The 26934-nt window shown below is 72.6% G+C and carries 22 protein-coding genes; 12 read left to right on the top strand and 10 right to left on the bottom strand.

All coding sequences use genetic code 11. The features are described from left to right. Position 1: 1 nt before the first annotated feature. The 4 genes from ABZ854_RS26160 to ABZ854_RS26175 all read right to left on the bottom strand — a co-directional run bounded on the left by ABZ854_RS26160 (position 2) and on the right by ABZ854_RS26175 (position 4528). Complete coding sequence (locus ABZ854_RS26160) at positions 2–973, bottom strand: acyl-ACP desaturase (protein WP_361215003.1); 972 nt, start codon at positions 971–973, stop codon at positions 2–4. Positions 974–1207: 234 nt separating this feature from the next. After that, positions 1208–1984 (bottom strand): dimethylargininase, encoded by a 777-nt coding sequence (gene ddaH, locus ABZ854_RS26165; protein ID WP_361215005.1) that lies wholly within the window; start codon positions 1982–1984, stop codon positions 1208–1210. Between the two features lie 155 nt (positions 1985–2139). Then, entirely contained in the window at positions 2140–3768 is a 1629-nt protein-coding gene (locus tag ABZ854_RS26170) for an ABC-F family ATP-binding cassette domain-containing protein (RefSeq protein WP_361215006.1), read from the bottom strand. 343 nt (positions 3769–4111) lie between these two features. Then, positions 4112–4528, bottom strand: coding sequence for an SsgA family sporulation/cell division regulator (locus ABZ854_RS26175; RefSeq protein ID WP_361215008.1), 417 nt, complete (start codon positions 4526–4528; stop codon positions 4112–4114). Positions 4529–4833: 305 nt separating this feature from the next. Between ABZ854_RS26175 and ABZ854_RS26180 the strand changes: the two genes are divergently transcribed. After that, positions 4834–5922 carry an oxidoreductase gene (locus tag ABZ854_RS26180; RefSeq protein ID WP_361215085.1) on the top strand — a complete coding sequence of 363 codons (1089 nt, stop codon included), beginning with the start codon at positions 4834–4836 and terminating at the stop codon, positions 5920–5922. Between the two features lie 133 nt (positions 5923–6055). Then, entirely contained in the window at positions 6056–6394 is a 339-nt protein-coding gene (locus ABZ854_RS26185; RefSeq protein WP_361215010.1) for a plasmid stabilization protein, read from the top strand. Positions 6395–6403: 9 nt separating this feature from the next. Here ABZ854_RS26185 and ABZ854_RS26190 read toward each other — a convergent pair whose 3' ends face one another. Beyond that, positions 6404–6700 (bottom strand): YciI family protein, encoded by a 297-nt coding sequence (locus ABZ854_RS26190; RefSeq protein ID WP_361215012.1) that lies wholly within the window; start codon positions 6698–6700, stop codon positions 6404–6406. A 61-nt stretch (positions 6701–6761) separates the two neighbouring features. Here ABZ854_RS26190 and ABZ854_RS26195 point away from each other — a divergent pair, with 61 nt between their 5' ends. Next, positions 6762–7562, top strand: coding sequence for an endonuclease V (locus tag ABZ854_RS26195; protein ID WP_361215014.1), 801 nt, complete (start codon positions 6762–6764; stop codon positions 7560–7562). Here the strand turns inward: ABZ854_RS26195 and ABZ854_RS26200 are convergent. After that, positions 7534–8712, bottom strand: coding sequence for a saccharopine dehydrogenase NADP-binding domain-containing protein (locus ABZ854_RS26200; RefSeq protein ID WP_361215016.1), 1179 nt, complete (start codon positions 8710–8712; stop codon positions 7534–7536). The two genes, ABZ854_RS26195 and ABZ854_RS26200, sit on opposite strands and share 29 nt — an antisense overlap. A 223-nt stretch (positions 8713–8935) precedes the next feature. Between ABZ854_RS26200 and ABZ854_RS26205 the strand changes: the two genes are divergently transcribed. Genes ABZ854_RS26205 through ABZ854_RS26215 form a run of 3 tightly spaced genes read left to right on the top strand, consistent with a single transcriptional unit; the run spans position 8936 to position 13590 of the window. Beyond that, complete coding sequence (locus tag ABZ854_RS26205; protein ID WP_361215018.1) at positions 8936–10153, top strand: CaiB/BaiF CoA-transferase family protein; 1218 nt, start codon at positions 8936–8938, stop codon at positions 10151–10153. Beyond that, positions 10150–11364 (top strand): acetyl-CoA C-acetyltransferase, encoded by a 1215-nt coding sequence (locus tag ABZ854_RS26210; RefSeq protein ID WP_129305584.1) that lies wholly within the window; start codon positions 10150–10152, stop codon positions 11362–11364. The genes ABZ854_RS26205 and ABZ854_RS26210 overlap by 4 nt, the downstream gene beginning before the upstream one ends. Before the next feature lie 42 nt (positions 11365–11406). Further along, positions 11407–13590 carry a 3-hydroxyacyl-CoA dehydrogenase NAD-binding domain-containing protein gene (locus ABZ854_RS26215; protein WP_361215020.1) on the top strand — a complete coding sequence of 728 codons (2184 nt, stop codon included), beginning with the start codon at positions 11407–11409 and terminating at the stop codon, positions 13588–13590. Here the strand turns inward: ABZ854_RS26215 and ABZ854_RS26220 are convergent. Next, on the bottom strand, positions 13576–14355 hold the full coding sequence (locus ABZ854_RS26220) for a MerR family transcriptional regulator (protein ID WP_361215022.1): 780 nt from the start codon (positions 14353–14355) through the stop codon (positions 13576–13578). The two genes, ABZ854_RS26215 and ABZ854_RS26220, sit on opposite strands and share 15 nt — an antisense overlap. A 222-nt stretch (positions 14356–14577) precedes the next feature. Between ABZ854_RS26220 and ABZ854_RS26225 the strand changes: the two genes are divergently transcribed. The 3 genes from ABZ854_RS26225 (at position 14578) to ABZ854_RS26235 (ending at position 17504) form a co-directional block, all read left to right on the top strand. Next, a complete protein-coding gene (locus ABZ854_RS26225; protein WP_361215024.1) occupies positions 14578–16044 on the top strand; it encodes an amino acid permease in 1467 nt (488 codons plus the stop codon). A 63-nt stretch (positions 16045–16107) separates the two neighbouring features. Then, positions 16108–16593, top strand: coding sequence for a macro domain-containing protein (locus ABZ854_RS26230; protein WP_361215026.1), 486 nt, complete (start codon positions 16108–16110; stop codon positions 16591–16593). Beyond that, positions 16593–17504: a PfkB family carbohydrate kinase gene (locus ABZ854_RS26235; protein ID WP_361215028.1), complete on the top strand. Its 912-nt coding sequence runs from the start codon at positions 16593–16595 to the stop codon at positions 17502–17504. The genes ABZ854_RS26230 and ABZ854_RS26235 overlap by 1 nt, the downstream gene beginning before the upstream one ends. A 4-nt stretch (positions 17505–17508) precedes the next feature. Here the strand turns inward: ABZ854_RS26235 and ABZ854_RS26240 are convergent, their stop codons facing one another. Continuing rightward, complete coding sequence (locus tag ABZ854_RS26240) at positions 17509–19008, bottom strand: M1 family metallopeptidase (protein ID WP_361215030.1); 1500 nt, start codon at positions 19006–19008, stop codon at positions 17509–17511. A 207-nt stretch (positions 19009–19215) separates the two neighbouring features. Between ABZ854_RS26240 and ABZ854_RS26245 the strand changes: the two genes are divergently transcribed. Both ABZ854_RS26245 and ABZ854_RS26250 read left to right on the top strand, forming a co-directional pair. After that, complete coding sequence (locus ABZ854_RS26245) at positions 19216–21174, top strand: Xaa-Pro dipeptidyl-peptidase (RefSeq protein ID WP_361215032.1); 1959 nt, start codon at positions 19216–19218, stop codon at positions 21172–21174. 171 nt (positions 21175–21345) lie between these two features. Beyond that, a complete protein-coding gene (locus ABZ854_RS26250) occupies positions 21346–22986 on the top strand; it encodes an ABC-F family ATP-binding cassette domain-containing protein (RefSeq protein WP_361215034.1) in 1641 nt (546 codons plus the stop codon). Between the two features lie 164 nt (positions 22987–23150). Here the strand turns inward: ABZ854_RS26250 and ABZ854_RS26255 are convergent, their stop codons facing one another. Together ABZ854_RS26255 and ABZ854_RS26260 are read right to left on the bottom strand one after the other, a co-directional pair. After that, positions 23151–25559 carry a Tex family protein gene (locus ABZ854_RS26255; RefSeq protein ID WP_361215036.1) on the bottom strand — a complete coding sequence of 803 codons (2409 nt, stop codon included), beginning with the start codon at positions 25557–25559 and terminating at the stop codon, positions 23151–23153. Between the two features lie 103 nt (positions 25560–25662). Continuing rightward, positions 25663–25794, bottom strand: a complete 132-nt coding sequence (locus tag ABZ854_RS26260) for an LPFR motif small protein (protein ID WP_361215038.1) — start codon at positions 25792–25794, stop codon at positions 25663–25665. Positions 25795–25968: 174 nt separating this feature from the next. Here ABZ854_RS26260 and ABZ854_RS26265 point away from each other — a divergent pair, with 174 nt between their 5' ends. After that, on the top strand, positions 25969–26928 hold the full coding sequence (locus ABZ854_RS26265; protein ID WP_361215040.1) for a GlxA family transcriptional regulator: 960 nt from the start codon (positions 25969–25971) through the stop codon (positions 26926–26928). Positions 26929–26934 lie beyond the last annotated feature (6 nt).

The following is a 26934-nucleotide window of genomic DNA, read 5'->3' on the forward strand; positions in this document are numbered from 1 at the left end:
GTCAGCGGCCCCGGGCCGCCATCCGGGCCTTGCGGGCGGCCAGCTTCTCGTCGAACTTGAGGGCCTCGTCGTTCAGGCCGCCCATGAACAGGCCGAGTTCCTCCTGCGCCTGCACGCCCTCCGGGCCCAGGCCGTCCAGCTCCAGGACCTTCAGGAAGCGCAGGACGGGCTGGAGCACGTCGTCGTGGTGGATGCGCATGTTGTAGACCTCGCCGATGGCCATCTGCGCGGCCGCCCGCTCGAAGCCGGGGATGCCGTGCCCGGGCATGCGGAAGTTCACCACGACGTCGCGGACCGCCTGCATGGTCAGGTCGGGGGCCAGCTCGAACGCGGCCTTCAGCAGGTTGCGGTAGAAGACCATGTGCAGGTTCTCGTCGGTCGCGATGCGCGCCAGCATGCGGTCGCAGGCCGGGTCGCCGGACTGGTGGCCCGTGTTGCGGTGCGAGATCCGGGTGGCCAGCTCCTGGAAGGCGACGTAGGCGATCGAGTGGAGCATCGAGTGCCGGTTGTCGGACTCGAAGCCCTCGCTCATGTGGGCCATGCGGAACTGCTCCAGCTTGTCCGGGTCCACCGCGCGCGAGGCGAGCAGGTAGTCCCGCATGACGATGCCGTGCCGGCCCTCCTCCGCCGTCCAGCGGTGCACCCAGGTGCCCCAGGCGCCGTCGCGGCCGAAGAGCGAGGCTATCTCGTGGTGGTAGCTGGGCAGGTTGTCCTCGGTGAGGAGGTTGACCACGAGCGCCGTCCGGCCGATCTCCGTGACCTGGGACTGCTCCTTGGACCAGGCCTCGCCGTCCTCGAACAGCCCCGGGAAGTTGCGGGCGTCGCTCCACGGCACGTACTCGTGCGGCATCCAGTCCTTGGCGACCTTCAGATGCCGGTTCAGTTCCGTCTCGACCACTTCCTCCAGCGCGTACAGCAGCCGCGCGTCGGTCCACACGGACGGGCCGGCGAGGTGAGGGGAAGTGATCGTCACGGGGTACTCCAGGGGGACGCCGAACATGAACAACGGGGGAGAAGAGGGGCGAACCGGCGAGCGGTGCCGGAAACCTACGAGATCGTAGGCTACGAATCCGTAGGTTACGAAGCCGTAGGTTAAGGCCGCCGTAAACACCGCTGATCAGATCGGGTGGGCAAGGGATCCGGGCGAATGCCGGACAGCTCCCCGACCCGCAGGTCCCAGGGCCGGAAGGGTGACGGCGTCACCCGGTCAGGTGTACAGCCCCCGCAGCCGCACCGAGAGGCACGTCACACATCCCTCCAGCTTCTCGAACTCGCTGATGTCCACCGTGACCACCTCGTGCCCGAGATCGGTCAGCAGGTCCGCCGTCTTCGGGGCGCTCGCGGCCATGAGCAGCCGGTGACCGCCCAGCAGCACCACGTGCGCGCCCGACTCCTCCGGCACAGCCAGGAAGCCCGGGAACAGCGAGGGCCGGTCCACCAGGGGGATGTGCCCGATCACCGTCCCGTCGGGCAGCGCGGTCACCGCGGACTTCAGGTGCAGCACCTTGCTCACCGGCACGGCCACCACCCGCGCGCCCAGCGGCTCGAACGCGGCCCTCAGCTGCTGCACACCGGCCGCGTTCGTCCGCCCGCCCCGGCCGACGTAGACGGTGTCGCCGATCTTCAGGACGTCGCCGCCGTCCAGCGTGCCGGGCTCCCACACCCAGTTCACCGAGCAGCCGAGCCGGGCCACCGCCTCCTCGACACCGGCCGTCTCCGCGCGCCGCGGCTCGGCGCCGGGCCGCGTGATCAGGGCGACGTTGCGGTACATGACGACGGTGTCCTCGACGAACACCGCGTCCGGGCACTCGTCGGCGGCCTCGACCTCGATCGTCTCCCAGCCGTGCGCCCCCAGGGCCTCGACGTACGCCTCCCACTGCCGGACGGCGAGGTCCACGTCGACCTTCTCCCGCTCGATGTGCGTCACCAGGCCTTCGGCGAGACGCGGGCCGGGACGGCGGACGAGGGCCTTCTTGCTGGGCACGAGGAATATCTCCGGATTCGGGGGTGCGGCTTCAGGGCCTGTCCGGAGCCGGACAGGCCCTGGGCGCCGGTCATACGGCGCCGGTCCGCCATCATGCAGGGCGGACCGGCGCGCACAAAACCCCCGTCGCGGGGCTGTGCCCCTCTTGAGACCGCCTACCGGCCTGCCGCCGCCACCTCCTCGGCCGAGGTCTCCCGCAGCTCCCCGTCCGTCATCAGCAGCCACCGGGTGATCCCGAGGGACTCCAGGAACGGCAGGTCGTGGCTCGCCACCACCAGGGCCCCTTCGTACGACTCCAGGGCCGAGGTCAGCTGCCGCACGCTCGCCATGTCGAGGTTGTTCGTCGGCTCGTCGAGCAGCAGCAGCTGGGGAGCGGGCTCGGCGAGCATCAGCGCGGCCAGGGCCGCCCTGAACCGCTCGCCGCCGGAGAGCGTGGCCGCCTTCTGGTCGGCCCGGCCGCCCCGGAACAGGAAGCGGGCGAGCCGCGCCCGGACCCGGTTGTTGGTGGCGCCCGGCGCGAACCGGCCCACGTTCTCGGCTACGGTCAGCTCCTCGTCCAGGACGTCGAGCCGCTGCGGCAGGAAGCGCAGCGGCACATGCGCCCGCGCCTGGCCGCCGTCCGGCGCCAGCTCCCCGGCGACGGTCCGCAGCAGCGTCGTCTTCCCGGAGCCGTTGCGCCCGATCAGCGCGATCCGCTCCGGGCCCCGCAGATCGAGGATCCCCTCCACCCGGGCCCCGTAGGCCATCCGCAGGTTCTCCAGGGTGAGCACCTGACGGCCGGGCGGTACGGCCGTGTACGGGAGGTCGACCCGGATCTCGTCGTCGTCCCGCACCGCCTCCACCGCCTCGTCCAGGCGCTCCCTGGCCCCGGCGAGCCGCTCCTCGTGCATGATGCGGTGCTTTCCGGCGGACTCCTGGGCGGCGCGTTTGCGGGCGCCCATCACGATCTTCGGCTCGCGTTTGGAGTCCCACATCTTCTGGCCGTACCGCTTGCGGCGGGCCAGTTTGACCTGGGCGTCGGCCAGTTCGCGTTTCTGCTTGCGCAGATCCGCCTCGGCCACGCGCACCATCCGTTCGGCCGCGTCCTGTTCGACGGCCAGTGCCCCCTCGTACGCCGAGAAGTTCCCGCCGTACCAGGCGACCTCACCGGAGCGCAGCTCCGCGATCTGGTCGACCAGGTCCAGCAGTTCACGGTCGTGGCTGACCACGATCAGCACGCCGGGCCAGGCGGCGACGGCCGCGTACAGCCGCCGGCGCGCGTACAGGTCCAGGTTGTTGGTGGGTTCGTCGAGCAGCAGGACGTCGGGACGGCGCAGCAGCAGCGCGGCCAGGCGCAGCAGGACCGACTCGCCTCCGGACACCTCGCCGACCGTGCGGTCCAGGCCGATGTGGCCGAGCCCCAGCTCGCCGAGGGTCACCAGGGCGCGCTCCTCCACGTCCCAGTCGTCGCCGACGGTCTCGAAGTACTCCTCGGCCGCGTCGCCCGCCTCGATGGCGTGCAGCGCGGCCCGCTTGCCGGCGATGCCGAGGGTTTCGTCGACGCGGAGCGAGGTGTCGAGCGTGACGTTCTGCGGGAGGTGACCGACCTCGCCGGTCGCCTTCACGGTGCCGTCCGCCGGGACGAGTTCACCGGCGAGCAGCTTCAACAGGGTTGATTTCCCTGATCCGTTCACGCCGACGAGCCCGGTCCTGCCGGGACCGAAGACGATGTCGAGGCCGTCGAGGACGGTGGTGCCGTCGGGCCAGGCGAAGGACAGGGACGTACAGGTGAGGGAAGATGACATACAGGCCTCGCGGGTACTGGAGTGCGGTCGGGGCGAGCGCGTGTCGAGACACCGCGAGGCGGAAACCGAAAGCCTGAAGCACGAAAGAAAGGGCCTGTGCCAGGGGGACGGCTCGGACGCCGAGGTCGTACGCCACGCACACCTCACCGGTGTGACGCGGTGTCTCAAGACCTCAGACGAGCAACGTCCTTCTCCTATCGGCGGCAACAGAACCGTCATACACCGTACGGGGACGGCGGGAGGAGTGTCAACGGAAATTACCGGCGTGCGCGGACAGGAGCCGGTCCACGCGCGCGTAGAACGGGAGCTGGCCCACGCGCGCGTGGCGGTCACCCGCCGTCGCTCAGCAGGCGTCCCGCATCAGCTCGGCCAGATCGTGGTCGAGGTCCAGCTGGAGGTGCTCCAGGCCGACCGGCACCAGCGAGCCGGTCGCCTCCAGGAACCGCCGGATCTCACCACTGCGCACGTGCACGACCGCGGTGCCCTCCGGGGCGTGGAACTCCAGCACGGTGCGGTCGTAGCCGTACGGCCGCACGCGGACGTCACCGTGCCCCTCCGGGGCGTGCAGGCCGGCCGTCAGCAGCTCGCGGGAGAACGTCCAGCAGACCTCGACACCCTCCAGGGTGGCCGGCGCCGGGAAGGTCATACGGACGGCGAACGGGTCGCGCCGGTCGTAGCGCAGCGTTGCGGGAATGCTCGGCATGCGCGGTGCGGCGGCGACGAGACGGGCCTCTACGGGCTGCTCGATGACGGTGGACAACGCCTTGCTCCCTTGTGACGGCTGGACGTGCTCGGCGGCGTGCGAGGCCTGGCACTGGAAGAGACGTCGGAATGGGCCAGAGCGTGCACACGCGGGACGAGTGACCTCGGTCACCGCGTTCATGCACCCGATCGGCGCAGGCCCGTGCGCGCCGGTCCGTTCCGGCCCGTGTGACGATTCGTTCCGGCCCATGTGCGCCGTCCCGTGGGCGGGTTGGGCCCTCTGGACGGCGCGATGCCGGTGGGCTAGCTTCGCCCGCCATGAGGCGCTTGGGGAACACGCGACGCAGGGGACGTACGACCCGGATGATGGCCGCCGGGGTGGCCTGCGGGGCGGCCCTGGCCGTGCTGACGGTGCCGGCCGCCGAGGCGCGGTCACTCGGCCACGGCGCCGGGCACGACGGCGGCCACGGCACACCGGGCCTGCACTGGGCGCCGAAGGACAGCGGCGCTCCGCAGGCGCGGTTCCGCGGGCTGGCCGCCGTCAGCCGGCACACCGCCTGGCTGGCCGGCACCGGCGGCACCGTGCTGCGCACCACGGACGGCGGCGCGAGCTGGCGGAACGTCTCTCCGCCGGGCGCCGCCGGGCTGGAGTTCCGGGACGTCGAGGCGTTCGACGCGCGGCGCGCGGTCGTGCTGGCCATCGGCGAGGGCGAGGCCTCCCGGGTGTACCGCACCGACGACGGCGGAGCGACCTGGACGGAGTCCTTCCGCAACACCGACCCGAAGGCGTTCTACGACTGCATGGCCTTCTTCGACCACCGCCATGGCCTCGCCATGAGCGACCCGGTCGACGGCAGGTTCCGGATCCTGTCCACCGGCGACGGTGGCCGCTCCTGGCACGTCCTGCCCGCCGCCGGGATGCCGGCCGCCCTGGCGGGCGAGGCGGGCTTCGCCGCGAGCGGGCAGTGCCTGGTCACCTCCGGGCCGAAGGACGCCTGGCTCGCCACCGGCGGCGGCGCCCACGCGCGCGTGCTGCACTCCGCCGACCGCGGCCTGACCTGGGCGGCCGCCGACACGCCGATCCCGGCCGGCGACCCCGCGCGCGGGGTGTTCGCGCTCGCCTTCCGCGACCGCACGCACGGTCTGGCCGTCGGCGGTGACTACAGCGCCGGCCAGGCCTCCCCGCGAGCCGCCGCAGTCACGCGCGACGGCGGCCGCACGTGGCGGCCGGCCGCCGCACCGGTGCCGGCGTACCGCTCCGGCGTGGCCTGGCTGCCGCACAGCCGTACCGCCGCACTCGCCGTCGGCCCCACCGGCACCGATCTCACCACGGACGGCGGCCGCACCTGGCGGACGATCGACACCGGCTCGTACGACACGGTGGACTGCACCCCGGACCTGAGTTGCTGGGCGGCCGGAGAACAGGGCCGGGTGGCCCGGCTGGAACGCTGACGTAAGGACCGGCGAGCCGGGTACTCGTCTCCCGCCGCGGGTGATCCCGTGCCATGTGATTCCGTGCCACGTGATCCCGTGTCACGCGATCTCGGGTAACGCGATCCTCCGCGGCGGAGAGAAAGGAGTGATCATGCCGGCCGGTTCCAGCCCCAAGCGGGAACGTCAGTACGAGCACATCAAGGAGAGCGCGCAGGACCGCGGGGAGAGCGCGGGGCGCGCCAAGGAGATCGCGGCGCGGACCGTGAACAAGGAGCGGGCCCGCTCCGGTGAGTCCAGGACGGCCAGCCGCAGCTCCACCCAGGACATGTCGTCGAGCAAGCGCGGCGGGCAGCGGTCGGGCAACCGGACCGGCTCCCAGGGCCCGACCCGCGACCAGCTCTACAACGAGGCCAAGCAGCGCGGCATCGAGGGCCGTTCGAACATGAACAAGGACCAGCTGCGCAACGCGCTGAACGCCAAGAAGGGCTGACCCGCCGGCTCAGCCCAGGGTCTGCCGGTAACCGGCGAGTTCGGGCACGGTCTTCGTCGCGACGAACTCCGTGACCCGGTACTCGCACACCCCGGCGGTCACGAACGGGTCGGACGCGACCAGTTCCTCCATCCGGGCGCGGTCCTCCGCGACGGCCAGGATCACCCCGCCGTCGCGGGGGTTCTTGCGCCCCGACGCCAGGAAGAGACCCTTCTCGTACTGCTGCTCCAGCCAGGTCACATGGGCCGGCAGCGCGGCGTCCACGGCGTCGAGCGGGGCGGTGTAGGTCAGCTCCAGTACGAACATGATCGCGAGCCTACCCCCGAGGTTCCACGGTCCGTCACCCGCCCCGTACAGTCGGGTCACGATGACGACCGTAGGCGAAGGCGCGGGCGGGCCCGCGACCGAGGAAGAGGCGCGCGCCGTCCAGGACGCCCTGCGTGCGCGCGTGGTGCTCGACGAGACCGGCCCGCCGCCCGGCAGCGGCCACGTCACGGGGGTCGACGTGGCCTACGACGACGAGCGCGACCTCGTCGCCGCGGCGGCCGTCGTGCTGGACGCGGCCACCCTGGCGGTCGTGGCCGAGACGACGGCCGTCGGCCGGGTGTCATTCCCGTACGTGCCCGGGCTGCTCGCCTTCAGGGAGATCCCGACCGTGCGTGCGGGCCTGGACGCCCTGCCGTGCCCGCCCGGCCTCGTGGTGTGCGACGGCTACGGCCTGGCCCACCCGCGCCGCTTCGGCCTCGCCAGCCACCTCGGCGTGCTCACCGGGCTGCCCACGATCGGCGTCGCCAAGAACCCGTTCACCTTCACCTACGACGATCCGGGCCCGCGCCGGGGCAGCACCGCGCCGCTCCTCGCCGGCACCGAGGAGGTCGGCCGCGCCCTGCGCACCCGGGACGGCGTCAAGCCCGTCTTCGTCTCGGTCGGCCACCGGGTCGGCCTGGACAACGCCGTGGCCCACGTCCTCGCCCTGACCCCGGCATACCGCCTCCCGGAGACGACCCGCCGAGCGGACACCCTCTGCCGCCGGGCCCTGCGCGAGGCGGTCGGTCAGGGGCCGCGGGGGGCGACGGGGACGCCGACTGCGGCCCGCACCGTCGGTCCCGCGCGGCCGCCGCTCCCGCCCCCGCCGTCGGCTACCGCTTCGCCGCCACCCGGAACGTGATGCCCGCCGCGCGGAGCCGTTCGATGAGCGCGTCGCCCATCGCCTGGGCCGTGGTCACCTGGCCCGCCGTGGGCGGCAGGTCGTCGAAGGCCAGGGACAGGGCGGCCTCGGCGAACATCTTCGCGGTCTCGTCGTAGCCCGGGTCGCCGCCGGCGACCTCGGTGAACACGCGCCGCCCGCCGCCCTCGCCGACGAAGCGCACCGAGAACCAGCTGTCCGCCCGCTTCTCGGCACTCGGCCCGTCACCCGGCTTGAGCCGGTCCGACAGCCAGCGGCGGGCCGGCGGCAGCTGGGCCGCCGTGGCCACCGCGCCGACGGCGGCGATCCCGCCGACGGCGACCGGCAGGTGCCGGACCGCCGCGTAGTGCCGGTAGCGGAAGTCGGGGCCGTAGCGGTCCAGGGCCTTGGCCGAGCGGCGCACGATCTGCGGGTCGATGGTCGGAAGCGGCAGCGCCCACGCGCCGACCTCCTTCGCGAAGCGCGGCGCGCCCGTGGGCGCCGCCACCCGGCGCCCCACCAGCCGGGGCTCGTGCCGGCCGCGGTCCCGCGCGGCGGCCAGCATGTGCCGGCCGCGCGCGAACTGGTTCAGCGCCGAGGCCAGCGTGCCGCCGGAGAAGGCCGCGTCCGCGGTCACGAAGCCGTCCACCGTCAGCGGTACGTCCTCGGGCAGTTGCCGGACGGTGAAGTAGACGCCCAGGTCGTGCGGGACGGAGTCGAAGCCGCAGGCGTGCAGCAGCCGGGCGCCGGTCTCCCGCGCGCGTGCGTCGTGCCGGACGTACATCAGGTCCACGAACTCGGGCTCGCCGGTGAGGTCGAGGTAGTCGGTGCCCATGTCCGCGCAGGCGGCGACCAGCTCCTCGCCGTGGGTGAGGTACGGGCCGACGGTCGTGGCCACCACGCGCGCCTGCTCGGCGAGGGCGCGCAGGCCGGCCGGGTCGCTCACGTCGGCCCGCAGCACCGGGACCTCGCGGCCGCCGGGCAGCCGTTCGCGCAGCCGCTCCAGCTTGAGCTCGTCGCGGCCCGCGATCGCCCAGCGCAGCTCGCTCGGCCCGTGCGCGGCGAGGTACTCCGCCGTGAGCACGCCGACGAAGCCCGTGGCTCCGAAGAGCACGACGTCGTAGGGACGGTCCGTCCTGTTTGGCCTATTCATGACACCCCTCGGTTCCGCAGCCGCGCCGCTGTCGGTCGCTGAGGCTAGCGTGAGGAGTGCCGGGCCGGGCGACCGGCCCGGGGCCTCACTCACCCGGGTGAACCGCGGTGCGTCGGGCACTTGGCTAAGCGCTTGCTCGTTCAGGTCTTGTGTCCGGTGGAACGTGTTCTTAACATCACCGGTGTTACATCACTTGTGTCACAAGGGCTGGGGGCAGGACGGCATGACGACCGCAGGGACGGCAGGAGCGCCGGGACACGGCCCGCTCGCCGGCGTGCGCGTGATCGAGTTGGCCGGCATCGGGCCCGGCCCGTTCGCCGCGATGCTCCTCGCCGACCTGGGCGCCGACGTGGTCCGTGTCGACCGCCCGAACGGCCCCGGCCTGGGGATCGACCCGGCGTACGACATCACCAACCGCAACAAACGCTCGGTCGTCGTCGACCTGAAGGCACCGGACGGCCCCGCGCGCGTCCTGGACCTCGCCGAGCGCGCCGACATCCTGATCGAGGGCTACCGCCCCGGCGTCGCCGAGCGCCTCGGCGTCGGCCCCGAGGCCTGTCACGCCCGCAACCCCCGGCTCGTCTACGGCCGGATGACCGGCTGGGGCCAGGACGGCCCCCTCGCCCAGCGCGCCGGCCACGACGTGGCGTACATCGCGGTCACCGGCACCCTCGGCCTGATCGGCCGGGCCGGCGAACCCCCGGCGATCCCCGCCAACCTGGTCGGCGACTACGCGGGCGGCTCGCTCTACCTGGTCGTCGGCGTCCTCGCGGCCCTGCACCACGCGCGTGCCACCGGCGCCGGCCAGGTGGTCGACGCGGCCATCGTCGACGGCTCCGCCCACCTCGCCTCGATGATCCACGGCATGCTGGCCGCCGGCGGCTGGCAGGACCGGCGCGGCGCCAACCTCCTGGACGGCGGCTGTCCGTACTACGGCACCTACGAGACCGCCGACGGGGGACACATGGCGGTCGGCGCCCTGGAGGAGCGGTTCTACGCGGAGTTCCTGCGCCTCCTCGGCCTGGACGACCTGGCCGCCGCCCGCACGGACGTCACCCGCTGGAGTGAGCTACGCGAGCGCGTCGCCGCCCGCTTCCAGTCCCGCACCCGGGACGAGTGGACGGCCGTCTTCGCGGACTCCGACGCGTGCGTGGCCCCCGTGCTGTCCCTGCGCGAGGCCCCGCACCACCCGCACCTGGCCGCCCGCGGCACCTTCACCGACCCCGGCGGCCTCACCCAGCCCGCCCCGGCCCCCCGATTCTCCGCCACCCCCACCACCGTCCGCTCCGGCCCCGCCCTCCCGGGCGCGGACACCCGCGCGGTGGCCCGGGACTGGGAGATACCCGCCCTGCTCGACGACGACCCCGTGGCGGACCGCGACTCAACCGCCCCTCCCTGCTCCCGCCCCGCTCCGCCCACCCTCCGAAAGGCACCGAAGTGAGCACCGAAGCGTACGTGTACGACGCGATCCGCACCCCGCGCGGCCGCGGCAAGGCGACCGGCGCCCTGCACGGCACGAAGCCGATCGACCTGGTCGTCGGCCTCATCCACGAGATCCGCGACCGCTTCCCGGGCCTCGACCCGGCCGCCGTCGACGACATCGTCCTCGGCGTCGTCGGCCCCGTCGGCGACCAGGGGTCCGACATCGCCCGGATCGCCGCCATCGCCGCCGGACTGCCCGACACGGTCGCCGGACTCCAGGAGAACCGCTTCTGTGCCTCCGGCCTGGAAGCCGTCAACCTGGCCGCCGCCAAGGTCCGCTCCGGCTGGGAGGACCTCGTCCTCGCCGGCGGTGTGGAATCCATGTCCCGCGTCCCGATGGCCTCGGACGGCGGCGCCTGGTTCAACGACCCGATGACGAACCTCGCCGTCAACTTCGTGCCCCAGGGCATCGGCGCCGACCTCATCGCCACCATTGAGGGCTTCTCCCGCCGCGACGTCGACGAGTACGCGGCCCTGTCCCAGGAGCGCGCCGCCACCGCTTGGAAGGAAGGCCGCTTCGACCGCTCCGTCGTCCCCGTGAAGGACCGCAGCGGACTCGTCGTCCTCGACCACGACGAGCACCTGCGCCCCGGCACCACCGCCGACTCCCTCGCGAAGCTCAAGGCCTCGTTCGCGGACATCGGCGAGCTGGGCGGCTTCGACGCCGTCGCGCTGCAGAAGTACCACTGGGTGGAGAAGATCGACCACGTCCACCACGCGGGCAACTCCTCCGGCATCGTCGACGGCGCCTCCCTGGTGGCCATCGGCTCCCGCGAGGTCGGCGAGCGCCACGGCCTCACCCCGCGCGCGCGGATCGTCTCCGCCGCCGTCTCCGGCTCCGAGCCCACCATCATGCTCACCGGGCCCGCGCCCGCCACCCGCAAGGCCCTCGCCAAGGCCGGGCTGACCATCGACGACATCGACCTCGTCGAGATCAACGAGGCGTTCGCCGCCGTCGTGCTGCGCTTCGTGAAGGACATGGGCCTCAGCCTCGACAAGGTCAACGTCAACGGCGGCGCCATCGCCCTCGGCCACCCCCTTGGCGCCACCGGCGCGATGATCCTCGGCTCCCTCATCGACGAACTTGAGCGCCAGGACAAGCGGTACGGCCTCGCGACCCTCTGCGTCGGCGGCGGCATGGGCATCGCCACCGTCGTCGAGCGCGTCTGAACTCCCCGCGGAAACCCCCAGACCTCAACGGAGACCACTGTCATGACCGAGAGCACCACCATCCGCTGGGAGCAGGACGACACCGGCGTCGTCACCCTCGTCCTCGACGACCCCCACCAGTCCGCGAACACCATGAACCAGGCGTTCCGCGACTCCCTCACCGCGGTCACCGACCGCCTCGAGGCCGAGAGGGACTCCATCCGCGGCGTCATCCTCACCTCGGCGAAGAAGACCTTCTTCGCCGGCGGCGACCTGCGCGACCTGATCCGCGTGACGCCCGACACCGCGCAGCAGCTCCTCGACGGCGGCCTCGCCATCAAGCGGAACCTGCGCCGCATCGAGACCCTCGGCAAGCCGGTCGTCGCCGCCGTCAACGGCGCCGCGCTCGGCGGCGGATTCGAACTCGCCCTGGCCTGCCACCACCGGGTCGCCCTCGACACCCCCGGCACCAAGATCGGCTGCCCCGAGGTCACCCTCGGCCTGCTCCCCGGCGGCGGCGGGGTCGTGCGCACCGTCCGGCTGCTCGGCATCGCGGACGCCCTGCTGAAGGTGCTCCTCCAGGGCACCCAGTACAACGCGCGCCGCGCCCAGGAGAACGGCCTGGTCCACGAGGTCGCCGCCACCCCCGAGGAACTCCTCGCCAGGGCCCGCGCCTTCATCGACGCCAACCCCGAGTCGCAGCAGCCCTGGGACAAGCCCGGCTACCGGATTCCCGGCGGTACGCCCGCCAACCCGAAGTTCGCCGCGAACCTGCCCGCCTTCCCGGCCACCCTGCGCAAGCAGACGGGCGGCGCCCCCTACCCGGCGCCGCGCAACATCCTCGCCGCGGCCGTCGAGGGCGCCCAGGTCGACTTCGAGACCGCGCAGGTCATCGAGGCCCGCTACTTCGTCGAACTGGCCGCAGGACAGACCTCGAAGAACATGATCCAGGCGTTCTTCTTCGACCTCCAGGCCGTCAACTCCGGCGCCAACCGCCCCAAGGGAGTCGAGCCCCGCCAGGTGCGCAGGGCCGCCGTGCTCGGTGCGGGGATGATGGGCGCCGGCATCGCCTACTCGTGTGCCCGCGCGGGCATCGAGGTCGTCCTCAAGGACGTCTCCCTGGAGGCGGCCCTCAAGGGCAAGGGCTACTCCGAGAAGCTGTGCGCCAAGGCCGTCGCCAAGGGCCGTACCACCCAGGAGAAGGCGGACGCGCTGCTCGCCCGCATCACGCCCACCGCCGACGCCGCCGACCTCGCCGGCTGCGACGCGGTCATCGAGGCCGTGTTCGAGGACCCGGCCCTCAAGCACAAGGTCTTCCAGGAGATCCAGCACGTCGTCGAGCCGGACGCGCTGCTGTGCTCCAACACCTCCACCCTGCCCATCACCGCCCTCGCCGAGGGGGTGGAGCGCCAGGCCGACTTCATCGGGCTGCACTTCTTCTCGCCGGTCGACAAGATGCCGCTGGTCGAGATCATCAAGGGTGAGCGCACCGGGGACGAGGCCCTCGCGCGCGCCTTCGACCTGGTCCGCCAGATCAACAAGACGCCCATCGTCGTCAACGACTCGCGCGGCTTCTTCACCTCCCGGGTGATCGGCCACTTCATCAACGAGGGCGTCGCCATGGTCGGCGAGGGCATCGAGCCCGCATCGGTCGAACAGGCGGCGGCCCAGGCCGGCTACCCGGCCAAGGTGCTGTCCCTCATGGACGAGCTGACCCTCACGCTGCCCCGCAAGATCCGCAACGAGTCGAAGCGGGCCGTCGAGGAGGCGGGCGGCACCTGGGCGGCGCACCCCGCGGAGGCGGTCATCGACCGCATGGTCGACGAGTTCGGCCGCCCCGGCCGCAGCGGCGGCGCGGGCTTCTACGAGTACGGCGAGGACGGCAAGCGCGCCGGGCTCTGGCCGGGCCTGCGCGAGCACTTCACGCGGGCGGGCCAGGAGATCCCGTTCCGGGACATGCAGGAGCGGATGCTCTTCGCCGAGGCACTCGACACGGTCAAGCTCCTTCAGGAGGGCGTCCTGACCTCCGTCGCCGACGCCAACATCGGCTCGATCCTCGGCATCGGGTTCCCCGGCTGGACCGGGGGCGTCCTGCAGTACATCAACGGCTACGAGGGCGGCCTGCCCGGCTTCGTCGCCCGCGCGCGGGAACTCGCCGAGCGCTACGGCGAGCGCTTCGCCCCGCCCGCGCTGCTCGTGGAGAAGGCCGGGAAGGGGGAGCGGTTCACCGACTCAGCCCGCGTCTGACCCCGCGAGCCACTCGCCCAGCTCTTCCCGCAGCGACCGCTGGAACGTGGTCAGCAGCGCCTGTACCACCAACGGGTGCATGTGCGCCGACAGGGACTTCACGTCCCGGGCGTCACGCTCCGCGACCTCGCCGCGGAAGAGCAGGGCCAGCTCATGGGCGGCGGCGCGCGAGTGCTCGGCGAGCACCTCGCGCGCCGCGAGGATCACCTCCTGCGACAGCGGCACGTCCAGGAGCTGAACGCCGAGCCGCAACAGCCCGGAATCGACCCGGACGGTTTCGGCGTCGTCGGCCGTCGCGCTGCCGCCCGAGGCCATGGCGCCGTCCTCCGTGAGGACGACGTTCATCGCCGTGAGCCGCTGAAGGTCCGCGTCGTCGAGTGGCCGGCCGGCCCGCCGCTCCAGTTCCTCGCGCGGCAGCGTCTCCACCACGTCCGGGGCCCAGGAGGCGACCACCGCGCGGTGGATGGCCAGGTCGTGCGGGGAGAGGTCCGCCGGCAGTTGCCGCAGGTACCGCTCGATCGCCGCCAGGGTCATGCCCTGCCGCTGCAGCTCCTCGATCAGCGCCAGCCGTGCCAGGTGCCCCGCCCCGTAGCGCCCCACCCGGCGCGGGCCGATCACCGGGGGCGGCAGCAGCCCCCTGCTGCCGTAGAAGCGGACGGTCCGGACCGTGACGCCGGCCCGGGCGGCCAGCTCGTCGATGGTGAGGGCCGTCTCCTCGGCGTCGGGCGCACCGGTCGGAGCACCGGTCCTCGCGTCGGTCGTCATGTGCAGCAGTATCGCTGTCTCACCAGTGCTGTGAAACCCGTGGGCTACTCGTGGAGCCCCTGTGAGAAGCGCCGCTCTGTGATCCGGAACACCGCATACCGGGTGCCTTCTCTGGGAAGCTGCTGCCTTGGTCTGTGCCGCGACACACCCAGGGGTGGTGCGGGCTGAACTGTACGGACACCCGGGCCCACGAGGTCCGGGGCACAGGAAGTGGTACCACCCGTGAGCAAGGACGCCGTGCCCTCGGCACCGGTCGCCGCCCGCCCCGAGGCGGCCCGAACGCCCGCCGACGCGGGCGACGCCGGCTACAGCAAGGACCTCAAGGCCCGCCACATCAACATGATCGCCATCGGCGGTGCCATCGGCACAGGCCTCTTCCTCGGCGCCGGTGGCCGCCTGCACACCGCGGGACCGGCGCTCGCGGTGGCCTACCTGGTGTGCGGGGTCTTCGCCTTCTTCGTCGTACGGGCGCTGGGCGAGCTGGTGCTCTACCGGCCCTCCTCCGGGTCCTTCGTGAGCTACGCGCGCGAGTTCCTCGGCGAGAAGGGCGCCTATGTCGCCGGCTGGATGTACTTCCTGAACTGGTCGACCACCGGCATCGCCGACATCACCGCGATCGCGTTGTACACGCACTACTGGAGCATGTTCACGTCCATCCCGCAGTGGGTGCTGGCGCTGATCGCCCTGGCGGTCGTGCTCGCCGTGAACCTGATCTCGGTGAAGATCTTCGGCGAGATGGAGTTCTGGTTCTCCATCGTCAAGGTGGCCACGCTCGTCGCCTTCATGCTGATCGGCATCTTCCTGCTGGCCACCCAGCACCCGGTCGACGGGCAGACGCCCGGCATCAGCGTGATCAGCGACCACGGCGGCCTCCTGCCGCACGGCGCGATGCCCGCCGTGCTCGTCATGCAGGGCGTGATCTTCGCGTACGCCGCGCTGGAACTGGTCGGTGTCGCCGCCGGCGAGACCGCCGAGCCGGAGAAGGTCGTCCCGCGCGCGGTGAACTCGATCATGTGGCGGGTGGGCCTGTTCTACGTCGGCTCCGTCGTGCTGCTCGCCCTGCTGCTGCCCGGGTCGGTGTACTCGGCCGACGAGAGCCCGTTCGTGACGGTGCTGTCGAAGATCGGCATTCCGGCGGCCGGCGACGTGATGAACCTGGTCGTGCTGACCGCCGCCATGTCCTCCCTGAACTCCGGGCTGTACTCCACGGGCCGCATCCTGCGTTCGATGGCGATGGCCGGCTCCGCGCCCAGGTTCACCGCCCGTATGAACCGCAGCCAGGTGCCCTACGGCGGCATCCTGCTGACCTGCGGCGTCTGTGTGCTCGGCGTCGGCCTCAACTACCTGGTGCCCAGCCAGGCCTTCGAGATCGTGCTGAACGTGGCCTCCCTCGGCATCGTCAGCACCTGGGTGATCATCATGATCTGCCACCTGGTCTTCGTCCGCCGCGCCCGCGCCGGCCTCGTCGCCCGCCCGTCCTTCCAGCTCAAGTTCAGCCCCGTCACCGAGATCGCCACGATCGCCTTCCTCCTGGCCTGCCTCGGGATGATGTGGAACGACCCCGACGTCGGCCGCAAGACCCTCTACCTCGTCCCCCTCCTCGCCGCCCTCCTCATCGCCGGCTGGTTCGCCGTCCGCCGCCGCGTCGCCACCGACACCGACGAGGAACTCACCCGACTGACGAAGTAGCGACGTCCGCTGCCGCCGGGAAAGCCCAGGGCCACTGTCAGTGCCATCGCCTACGGTGACGTCATGTCGGAGATCACATACGTCCGGGGTGACGCCACCGTCCCGTCGGCCAAGGGCCCCAAGGTGATCGCCCATGTCTGCAACGACATCGGGGGCTGGGGCAAGGGCTTCGTCCTCGCGCTCTCGCGCCGCTGGCCGGAGCCGGAGGCGGCCTACCGCGCCTGGCACCGCGACCGCGCCCACAACGACTTCGCCCTGGGCGCGGTGCAACTGGTGCCGGTGGGGCGGGCTCTGTGGGTCGCGAACATGGTCGGCCAGCGCGGGATCAAGACCGGCAGCAAGGGCGTCCCCGTCCGCTACGAGGCGATCGACACGGCACTCGGCCGGCTCGCCGACGAAGCGGCCGCCCTCGGCGCGTCCGTGCACATGCCCCGCATAGGCTGCGGTCTGGCGGGCGGGAAGTGGTCCCGGATCGAGCCGCTCATCACCGAACGGCTGACGGGGCGGGGCATCGCCGTGACGGTTTATGACCACGGAGGGGGCGGCTGATGACCGGGCGTACGGACGTGCTCGTGGTGGGTGGGGCCGGGGCGGACACGATTGTGGGCGTTCCCGTGTTGCCGTTGCCGTATGCGGACAGTTACATGATCGACTCTGGGATCCGGACCCGGGCCGGGCAGACCGGGGACTTCGTCGCCGTGGGGCTGAGTGCGCTCGGGCTGGTCACGCACCACATCGATCTGCTCGGGGACGATCCCGAGGGCGACCTCGTGCGTGAGCTGCACCGGGAGCGCGGGATCGCGCTCACCGCCATCCCGCAGCCCGCCGGCACCAAACGGGCGGTCAACCTGGTGAGCCCGGACGGTGGCCGGCTGTCGCTGTACGACACCAGCCGCGCCGACCCCGGCGACCGCTACCCCGAGGGCACCCTCCGCGCGCTGGCCGCCGGCGCCCGGCACGTGCACCTCACCATCACCCAGCCCGGCGCCCACGCCCTGCCCGTGCTCCGGGACACCGGCGTGCCCCTCTCCACCGACCTGCACGACTGGGACGGCGAGAACCCGTACCACCGGCCCTTCGCCCACGCGGCGGACGTCGTCTTCCTCTCGGCCGCCGCCCTGACCGACCCCGAGCGCACGATGCGGCACATCGCCGAACGGGGCCGCGCCGAGACGGTCGTCGCCACCGCCGGAGCCGAGGGCGCGTACCTGCTGGCGGACGGCGAGCTGACCCGCGTACCGGCCGTGGCCCCGCCCGCGCCGGTGGTCGACTCAAACGGCGCGGGCGACGCCTTCGCCGCCGCGTTCCTCTACGGCCGCCTCACCGGCGAACCGCCCCGGCGGTGCGCCCTGTTCGGGTCCGTCGCCGGGGCGTACGCGTGCACCGTCCCGGCCACCCGCACGGACGCTATAGGCCGGGACGACCTGATCGAGCAGGCGGCCGCCGCAGCGGACCGGTGAGACCTCAGTGTCCGTGGCCGCCGTGGGCCGCCTCGATGCTCGTCCACGACTTCGGCCTCGTCACCGGCTTGCCTGCACCGTCGCCGCCCTTCGCCAGGGAACGCGCGGCCGACGCCGCCGGCTTCGACGGCTGGAACAGCCACGTGTCGAAAAGGCCGGCCAGCGGCCTGCCGGACACCTGCTCGGCGTACCGCTCGAAGTCGGCCACGGAGGCGTTGCCGTAGGCGTGCTCCTTCGGCCAGCCCTTGAGGATGGCGAAGAACGCGGTGTCGCCGACCCCGTCCCGCAGCGCCTGGATGGCGGCGGCACCCCGGTCGTACACGGCGTCGTCGAACTGGTGGTCGGCGCCCGGGTCGCCGGGCGCCACCGTCCAGAACGGGTCGTCGGCCGGGTGCGAGGCGTACACGTAGTCGGCGAGTTCCCGCGTGGTGCCCTCGCCCTCGTGCTCCGACCACAGCCACTGCGCGTACGTGGCGAAGCCCTCGTTGAGCCAGATGTCCTTCCAGTCCTTGACCGACACGTCGTCGCCGTACCACTGGTGGGCGAGTTCGTGCACGACCACGGAGACGTTGGAGCCCTTAGCGAACTGCTTCGGGCTGTAGTACACCCGGCTCTGCGTCTCCAGCGCGTACCCGGTGGTGGTGTTCGGCACGTACCCGCCGGCCGTGCTGAACGGATACGGCCCGAACCAGTCGCTCAGCCAGTCGACGATCTCCCCGGTGCGCTCCACGCTCGCGCGGGCCGCGCCGTCGTTGTCGCCGAGGTCCGTGCTGTAGGCGTTGATCACCGGGACGCCGCCGTCGGAGGTGCTGGTGGTGATGTCGAACTTCCCGAGCGCGAGGGTGGCCAGATACGTCGCCTGCGGCTTGTTCTGCCGCCAGCTGTAGCTGGTCCAGCCGCGCTGCGAACTCGTCGACTGGAGCGTGCCGTTGGAGATCGCCTGGGTGCCGTCCGGCACGGCAACCGACACGTCGTAGGTGGCCTTGTCGCTCGGGTGGTCGTTGCTCGGGAACCACCACCAGGCGGCCTCGGGCTCGTCGGCGGCGACCGCCCCGTCGGGCGTGCGGTGCCAGGTGGTGAAGCCGTACGCGCTCTTCGTCGACGGCACACCGCTGTAGCGGACGACGACCGTGATCGGCGTGCCCTTGGCCAGTGGCCGCTTCGGGGTGACCACGAGTTCGTGCTCGCCGGTGTGCGTGAACGCCGCCTTCGCGCCGTTGACCCGCACCTCGCTCACGTCCAGCAGGAAGTCCAGGTCGAAGCTGGACAGGTCCTGCGTGGTCCGGGCCAGGACGGTCGCCGTGCCCTGCAGTTGGTCCGTCTCCGGCTGGTAGCGCAGCCTCAGGTCGTAGTGCGAGACGTCGTAGCCGCCGTTGCCGTAGTACGGGTAGTAGGGGTCGCCGATCCCCGGCGCACCGGGGGTGTAGCTCGCGGCCGATGCCGGGATCGCCAGCATCAGGGAGGCCGCCGCGAGAGCGCCCGGCACGAAGATTCTGCGGTGCACGTCAGCTCCAAGTCGTCGGGACAGCAGTGCCGTTCGGAGCTCCGGCCGGAGTGGGCCGGGAACTCTGTTCGGAGCCTATTGAGTCCCTGTGGCCCCTGACCTGTCCATGGCCCCTCGTGTCACACGATCGCCATTCGGCCGTCACAGCACCGGGCGTGTCCGAAGAGCGCTCTACCTCACGGGAGTTGACCGCTGTACCGTCCGCGCATGCCGATACGCACGCGCTTCACGATCTGGAGAACGCTCGCGACCGCGGCCGTCGCCACCCTGACCGCCGCCCTCCTCACCCCGGCCGCCGCCGTCGCACAGGCCGCGCCCCACGAAAGCCGGCCGGTGTACTCCTACGCGCACGCCGTCCGCGAGTCCGTCTGGGTCGACACCGGGCTCGACGAGGACCGCGACGGGCGGACCGACCGCGTCGCCGCCGACATCGTCCGGCCCGCCGAACCCGCCCGGCGGGGCCGCAAGGTGCCGGTGATCATGGACGCCAGCCCGTACTACTCGTGCTGCGGGCGCGGCAACGAGAGTCAGGTCAAGACGTACGACGCGCACGGCCGCATCGTCCGGATGCCGCTGTTCTACGACAACTACTTCGTGCCCCGCGGCTACGCCGTCGTCGGCGTCGACCTCGCCGGCACCAACCGCTCCGACGGCTGCGTCGACGTCGGCGGCCGCTCCGACATCCGGTCCGCGAAGGCCGTCATCGACTGGCTGAACGGCCGCGCCACCGCCTACACCACCCGCACCGGCCGGAAAACCGTCAGGGCGACCTGGACCAACGGCAGGACCGGCATGATCGGCAAGAGCTGGGACGGCACCATCGCCAACGGCGTCGCGGCCACCGGCGTCAGGGGACTGCGGACCGTCGTCCCGATCAGCGCGATCTCCTCCTGGTACGACTACTACTTCGCGCAGGGCGCCGCCCTGTACGACGGCGGCCCCGACGAACTGGCCGGATACGTCCAGAGCGACGCGGCGCAGGCCCACTGCGCCGCCGTACGGAAGGAACTCGCCGACGGCAGCCCGCCCAGCGGCGACTGGACCCCGCTGTGGACCGCGCGCGACTACGTCAAGGACGCGGCCAGGGTGCGGGCCAGCGTGTTCGCCGTGCAGGGCATGCAGGATCTCAACGTCCGTACCAAGCACCTCGGGCAGTGGTGGGACGCGCTGGCCCGGCACGGCGTCCGGCGCAAGATCTGGCTGTCCCAGACCGGTCACGTCGACCCCTTCGACTACCGCCGCGGCGCCTGGGTCGACACCCTGCACCGCTGGTTCGACCACGAACTCCTCGGCTACGACAACGGGATCGACCGCGCGCCGATGGCCGACATCGAACGCCACCCCGACCACTGGGTCACCTCCCGGGCCTGGCCGCCCCACGGGACCCGGACGACCACGCTGCACCCCGCCACCGGCAGCGTGCCCGGCGTCGGCACCCTCGGCGCGCGCCCGGCGGCCACCGGGACCGCGACCTTCACCGACGACCCCCGGCACGGCGAGACCGACTGGGCCGCCCACCTGACCACCCCCACCCCAGACAAGGCCGGCTTCCTCACCGCCCCGCTCACCCGGGACCTGCGCCTGTCCGGCTCGGGCCGCGTCACCGTGCGGGTCACCCCGACCACCGCCACGGCCCATCTGACCGCCGTCCTGGTGGACCTCGGCCCGGACACCATCCGGGACTACGCCGACGCCGACGAGGGCATCACCACCCTCACCCGTCGCAGCTGCTGGGGCGAGAGCACCGCCGGGGACAGCGCCTGCTTCAAGGACACCGCGGCGAAGACGACCGCCGTCGACTACACCGTGTTCAGCCGCGGCTGGGCCGACCTCGGCCACCACGCCTCGCTGCGGAAGGGCGTCCCGCTCACCCCCGGCCGGGCGTACACGATGACCCTCGACCTCGCCGCCACCGACCACGTGGTCTCCCGGGGCCACCGGCTGGCCCTCGTCATCGCCGGCACGGACCGGAACCTCATCGACCCGCCGTCCACCCGGCCCACCCTGACGCTGGACCTGTCCCGTACGACGGCCCGGCTCCCGCTGGTCGGCGGCGCACCCGCCCTCACCCGCGCGCTCCCGGCCACCGCGCCCGCCGCGCCGCGGCCGGGTCCGCTGACCGGAGTCCGGGCACCGCGGGACGCACAGGCGGTCCCGGCACCCTGACCGGACCGGCCCGAAGACGGGTCCGGCGCCACGCCCCGGCCGGGGCCCGGACCGGCCGGGGCCCGGACCGGCCTGGGCCCGGACCGGCCTGGGCCCGGACCGGCCGGGCCGCCGGACCACGCGAAAGCGCGGCCGGGCGCGGCGCCGCGGGCCATTAGGATCGGCCTCCTGATGACTGCCACCCTCGTCGCCAAGAACCTCGCCGCCGGACACGGCGACCGCTCCCTCTTCACCGGGCTCGACCTCGTCGTCGCGCCCGGCGACGTGATCGGACTGGTCGGCGCGAACGGCGCGGGAAAGTCCACACTGCTGCGCATGCTCGCCGGGCTCACCCCGCCCGAACAGGGCGAACTGCGCTGCTCCCCGCCGACCGCGGCCGTCGGCCACCTGCCGCAGGAGCCGGAGCGCCGGCCGGGGGAGACGGTCCGGGAGTTCCTGGCCCGCCGCACCGGCGTCGCCGAGGCGCAACGCGTGATGGACGAGGCGACCCAGGCCCTGGTCGACTCCGCGCCCGGCGCCGACGACGCCTACGCGGCGAGCCTGGAACGCTGGCTGGACCTCGGCGGCGCCGACCTGGAGGAGCGCGCCGAGGAGGTCGCCGACTCCCTCGGCCTCGCCGTCGGCCTGGACCAGCCGATGACCTCCCTCTCCGGCGGCCAGGCGGCCCGCGCCGGCCTCGCCTCCCTGCTGCTGTCCCGCTACGACGTCTTCCTCCTCGACGAGCCCACCAACGACCTCGACCTGGACGGCCTGGAGCGCCTGGAACGCTTCGTCACCGGGCTGCGCGCCGGCACGGTCGTCGTCAGCCACGACCGCGAGTTCCTCACCCGCACCGTCACCAAGGTCCTCGAACTCGACCTCGCCCAGCGGCAGATCAACCTCTACGGCGGCGGCTACGAGGCCTACCTGGAGGAACGGGACGTGGCCCGCCGGCACGCCCGCGAGGAGTTCGAGGAGTACGCCGACAAACGGGCCGCGCTGCAGGACCGCGCGCAGATGCAGCGCTCCTGGATGGACAAGGGCGTGAAGAACGCCCGGCGCAAGGCCGGCAACGACAACGACAAGATCGGCCGCAAGTTCCGCAGCGAGGCCAGCGAGAAGCAGGCCGCGAAGGCGCGGCAGACCCAGCGCATGATCGAGCGCCTGGAGGTCGTCGAGGAGCCGCGCAAGGAGTGGGAGCTGCGCATGGAGATCGCGGCGGCCCCGCGGGCCGGCGCCGTCGTCGCCACGCTCAGGGACGCCGAGGTACGGCGCGGCGACTTCACCTTCGGACCGGTCTCACTTCAGATCGACTGGGCGGACCGGGTCGCGGTGACCGGTGCGAACGGGGCCGGCAAGTCCACGCTGCTCGGCGCGCTGCTCGGCCGGGTCCCGCTGGACGCCGGGCACGCCGCCCTCGGCCCGGGCGTGGTCGTCGGCGAGGTCGATCAGGCACGCGGGCTGTTCCTCGGCGGTGAGTCGCTGCTGGACGCGTTCCAGGCGGCCGTGCCCGACACGGAGCCGGCGGAGGTGCGGACGCTGCTCGCCAAGTTCGGGCTGAAGGCGGCGCATGTGCTGCGGCCGGCGGCGACGCTGTCGCCGGGGGAGCGGACGCGGGCGGCGCTGGCGCTGTTGCAGGGGCGGGGCGTGAATCTGCTGGTGCTGGACGAGCCGACGAACCATCTGGACCTGCCGGCCATCGAGCAGTTGGAGTCGGCGATGGATTCTTATGCGGGGACGTTGTTGCTGGTCACGCATGACCGGCGGATGCTGGACGCTGTTCGGGTGAATCGGCGGCTGGAAGTGGGGTCAGGGGAAGTCACCGAGCGCTGAGGGGCTTGTGGTGGCCGTGGGGGCGGGTGGTTCGTCGGCCGCGGGCCGGTGGGGGCTGGTCGCGCAGTTCCCCGCGCCCCTTCGGGGCGCTGCCCCCCAGGGCTTGTTGACAGGGGCACTCGGTGCAGCGGGCCCGGGCGGGTCGTCCCGCCCGGGCCCTTGGCTCAGCGCTTCTTCGGGTCCAGCAGGCCCGCGCGGCGCAAGGCGTCGGCCATCGCGCTGTTGGCCGGGGGCGGGGTCTGGCGGCCGCCCCGGTCACCCCCGCCGCCACCGCCGCGACCCTGGCGCTGTCCTTGGCGCTGGCCCTGGCCGCCCTGGCGCTGCCGGGGCGGGCGGTTGCCACCGGCGCGCTGCTGACGGGCGTCTCCCTGGTCCTTCGGGGTCGCCTCGTCGTCCAGGCGGAGGGTCAGGGCGATGCGCTTGCGGGGGATGTCGACGTCGAGGACCTTCACCTTGACGATGTCGCCCGGCTTGGCCACGTCCCGCGGGTCCTTGACGAAGGTCCTGGACATCGCGGAGACGTGCACGAGGCCGTCCTGGTGGACGCCGATGTCCACGAACGCGCCGAAGGCCGCCACGTTGGTGACGACGCCCTCCAGGATCATCCCCGCGGACAGGTCGGAGATCTTCTCGACACCCTCCTTGAACGTGGCCGTCTTGAAGGCGGGGCGGGGGTCGCGGCCCGGCTTCTCGAGCTCCTTGAGGATGTCGGTGACGGTCGGCAGACCGAAGGTCTCGTCCACGAAGTCGGCGGGCCGCAGCGAGCGCAGGGCGGCCGTGTTGCCGATCAGGGAGGCGACCTCCTGGCCGGCGGTCTTCACCATGCGCCGGACCACCGGGTAGGCCTCGGGGTGCACGCTGGAGAAGTCCAGCGGGTCGTCGCCGCCGCGGATGCGCAGGAAGCCCGCGCACTGCTCGTACGCCTTCGGGCCCAGGCGCGGCACCTTCTTCAGCGCCGACCGGGACGTGAACGGACCGTTGGCGTCCCGGTGGGCGACGATGTTCTCGGCGAGACCCGCGGAGATGCCCGACACCCGGGCGAGCAGCGGCACGGACGCCGTGTTGACGTCCACGCCGACGCCGTTCACACAGTCCTCGACCACCGCGTCCAGCGAGCGGGACAGCTTCACCTCGGACAGGTCGTGCTGGTACTGGCCGACCCCGATCGACTTGGGGTCGATCTTCACCAGCTCGGCCAGCGGGTCCTGAAGCCGGCGGGCGATCGACACCGCGCCGCGCAGCGACACGTCCATGCCGGGCAGCTCCTGCGAGGCGTACTGCGACGCCGAGTACACGGACGCGCCGGCCTCGGACACCATCACCTTGGTGAGCTTCAGCTCCGGGTGTTTCGCGATGAGTTCACCGGCGAGCTTGTCCGTCTCGCGGGACGCCGTGCCGTTGCCGATCGCGACGAGGTCGACCGAGTGCTCCTTCGCCAGCCGGGCCAGCGTGGCGATCGCCTGGTCCCACTTGTTGGCCGGGACGTGCGGGTGGATGACGTCCGTCGCGACGGCCTTGCCGGTCGCGTCGACCACGGCGACCTTCACACCCGTACGGAAGCCGGGGTCCAGGCCGAGCGTCGCGCGGGTGCCGGCCGGGGCGGCCAGCAGCAGGTCGCGCAGGTTGGCCGCGAACACGTTCACGGCCTCGTCCTCGGCGGCCGTCCGCAGCCTCAGGCGCAGGTCGATGCCGAGGTGCACCAGGACGCGGGTGCGCCAGGCCCAGCGGACCGTGTCCGTCAGCCACTTGTCGCCGGGCCGGCCCCGGTCGGCGATCCCGAACCGGTGCGCGACGATGCCCTCGTACGACGACGGGCCGTCGGCCGGCTCCTCCGGCTCCAGGACGAGGTCCAGGACCTCCTCCTTCTCACCGCGCAGCATCGCCAGGATCCGGTGCGAGGGAAGCTCGGTGAACGGCTCGGTGAAGTCGAAGTAGTCGGCGAACTTGGCGCCGGCCTCCTCCTTGCCGTCCCGGACCTTCGCCGCCAGCCGCCCGCGCACCCACATGCGCTCGCGCAGCTCGCCGATCAGGTCGGCGTCCTCCGAGAACCGCTCGGTGAGGATCGCGCGGGCGCCGTCCAGCGCGGCCTGCGGATCGGCGACACCCTTGTCCGCGTCCACGAACGCGGCGGCGGCCGCCACCGGATCGACCGACGGATCGCCCAGCAGTGCCTCGGCCAGCGGCTCAAGGCCCGCCTCCCGCGCGATCTGCGCCTTGGTGCGCCGCTTGGGCTTGTACGGCAGGTAGACGTCCTCCAGGCGCGCCTTCGTCTCGGCGCCCCGGATCTGCGCCTGAAGCGCCTCGGTGAGCTTGCCCTGCTCGCGCACCGACTCCAGGATCGCGGTCCGCCGCTCCTCCAGCTCCCGCAAGTAACGCAGCCGCTCCTCGATCGTGCGCAGCTGCGCGTCGTCGAGCATCTCGGTCGCTTCCTTGCGGTAGCGGGCGATGAAGGGCACCGTCGAACCGCCGTCGAGCAGCTCGACCGCGGCCTTCACCTGCCGCTCCCGTACGCCGAGTTCCCCGGCGATCCTGCCTTCGATGGACCCTGTTTCCAGGGACCCGGGTGTGGTCACGATCCCGTACCGCCTTCTCACTGAGGTTGCGCGGCAATTGTGGCAGGTGGCACCGGCAACCGGGGATCAGGGCGGCACCCGGCGGGGCGCCGGGCCGCTGGGCTCAGGCCCCGCCGCGGCGTGTGGTGGACGAGGCGCCGCCGAAGAGGCGGGCCAGGGCGCGGAACGGCAGCGTGACGACCGTGGCGATGGCGCCGCCGATCTGCCGCAGTACGTCTGCGATGGCTCGGAACACGGGAAACGTCTCCTTCCTCCCGGCCACCGTGACCGGGCGCCTGCCGGGTACCTCCGTCCCCGCCCGCCATGCCCCACCGCTCCGCAGACCGCCGGAGCGGGCGGCGGTCCGCATGGCAGAAAAGGTGGGGAACCCGTCGTTGCGGCCGTCGCCGGGCGGTCCAAGAATCGGAGCATGGCGCAGCGAACCGTTCTCGTCGTCCTCTTCGACGGCGTCCAGAGCCTCGACGTCACCGGCCCCGTGGAGGTGTTCGCCGGTGCCGAGCAGTACGCGCCGGGGACGTACCGCATCCGTACGGCCTCCCTGGACGGCTCCGCGGTGCGCACTTCCAGCGGGCTCGCCGTCGTACCGGACGGATCGCTGGCCGGGGCGCCAGCGCCGCACACCCTGGTGGTGCCCGGCGGTGAGGGGACCCGGGAGGCGGATCCGGCGCTGGTCGAGTGGCTGCGCGAGCACGGCCCGCGCGCGCGGCGGCTCGTCTCGGTGTGCACGGGCGCGATCCCACTCGCCCGCGCGGGGCTCCTGGACGGCCGCCGGGTCACCACGCACTGGGCGTACTGCGACACGCTCGCCCGGCACCATCCCGCCGTCGAGGTCGACCCCGACCCGATCTTCGTACGCGACGGGAACGTGGCCACCTCCGCCGGTGTCACCTCGGGCATCGACCTCGCGCTCGCCCTCGTCGAGGAGGACCTCGGCCGGGACGCCGCGCTGACCGTCGCCCGCCGGCTCGTCGTGTTCCTGCGCAGACCCGGCAACCAGGCGCAGTTCAGTGCCCAGCTCGCCGCGCAGACCGCCCGCCGGGAGCCGCTCAGGGACGTGCAGCAATGGATCAGCGAGCATCCGGACGGCGACCTGTCCGTCGACTCCCTGGCCGCGCGTGCCGCCCTCTCGCCCCGCCACTTCGCCCGCGCCTTCCGGGCCGAGACCGGTATGACGCCGGGCCGGTACGTCGACCGGGTCCGCCTGGAACACGCCCGGCGCCTGCTGGAGGACACCGCCGGAGGCGTCGAGGAGATCTCCCGCGCCAGTGGCTACGGCACCCCCGAGGCCATGCGCCGCGCCTTCCTGCGCACGCTCGGCGCCTCCCCGGCGGAATACCGGCGCAGATTCCGCCCCGCCCCGGCCCCCTGACCACCG

Origin of the sequence: Streptomyces sp. NPDC047028 (genome assembly GCF_040644095.1) — a bacterium.
Classification (GTDB): domain Bacteria; phylum Actinomycetota; class Actinomycetes; order Streptomycetales; family Streptomycetaceae; genus Streptomyces.

Coding starts and splice junctions, on each gene's coding strand:
- ABZ854_RS26170 (WP_361215006.1), bottom strand. CDS start 3,768: ATGTCATCTTCCCTCACCTGTACGTCCCTGTCCTTCGCCTGGCCCGAC.
- ABZ854_RS26180 (WP_361215085.1), top strand. CDS start 4,834: ATGATGGCCGCCGGGGTGGCCTGCGGGGCGGCCCTGGCCGTGCTGACG.
- ABZ854_RS26185 (WP_361215010.1), top strand. CDS start 6,056: ATGCCGGCCGGTTCCAGCCCCAAGCGGGAACGTCAGTACGAGCACATC.
- ABZ854_RS26190 (WP_361215012.1), bottom strand. CDS start 6,700: ATGTTCGTACTGGAGCTGACCTACACCGCCCCGCTCGACGCCGTGGAC.
- ABZ854_RS26195 (WP_361215014.1), top strand. CDS start 6,762: ATGACGACCGTAGGCGAAGGCGCGGGCGGGCCCGCGACCGAGGAAGAG.
- ABZ854_RS26200 (WP_361215016.1), bottom strand. CDS start 8,712: ATGAATAGGCCAAACAGGACGGACCGTCCCTACGACGTCGTGCTCTTC.
- ABZ854_RS26205 (WP_361215018.1), top strand. CDS start 8,936: ATGACGACCGCAGGGACGGCAGGAGCGCCGGGACACGGCCCGCTCGCC.
- ABZ854_RS26215 (WP_361215020.1), top strand. CDS start 11,407: ATGACCGAGAGCACCACCATCCGCTGGGAGCAGGACGACACCGGCGTC.
- ABZ854_RS26220 (WP_361215022.1), bottom strand. CDS start 14,355: ATGACGACCGACGCGAGGACCGGTGCTCCGACCGGTGCGCCCGACGCC.
- ABZ854_RS26230 (WP_361215026.1), top strand. CDS start 16,108: ATGTCGGAGATCACATACGTCCGGGGTGACGCCACCGTCCCGTCGGCC.
- ABZ854_RS26235 (WP_361215028.1), top strand. CDS start 16,593: ATGACCGGGCGTACGGACGTGCTCGTGGTGGGTGGGGCCGGGGCGGAC.
- ABZ854_RS26245 (WP_361215032.1), top strand. CDS start 19,216: ATGCCGATACGCACGCGCTTCACGATCTGGAGAACGCTCGCGACCGCG.
- ABZ854_RS26250 (WP_361215034.1), top strand. CDS start 21,346: ATGACTGCCACCCTCGTCGCCAAGAACCTCGCCGCCGGACACGGCGAC.
- ABZ854_RS26265 (WP_361215040.1), top strand. CDS start 25,969: ATGGCGCAGCGAACCGTTCTCGTCGTCCTCTTCGACGGCGTCCAGAGC.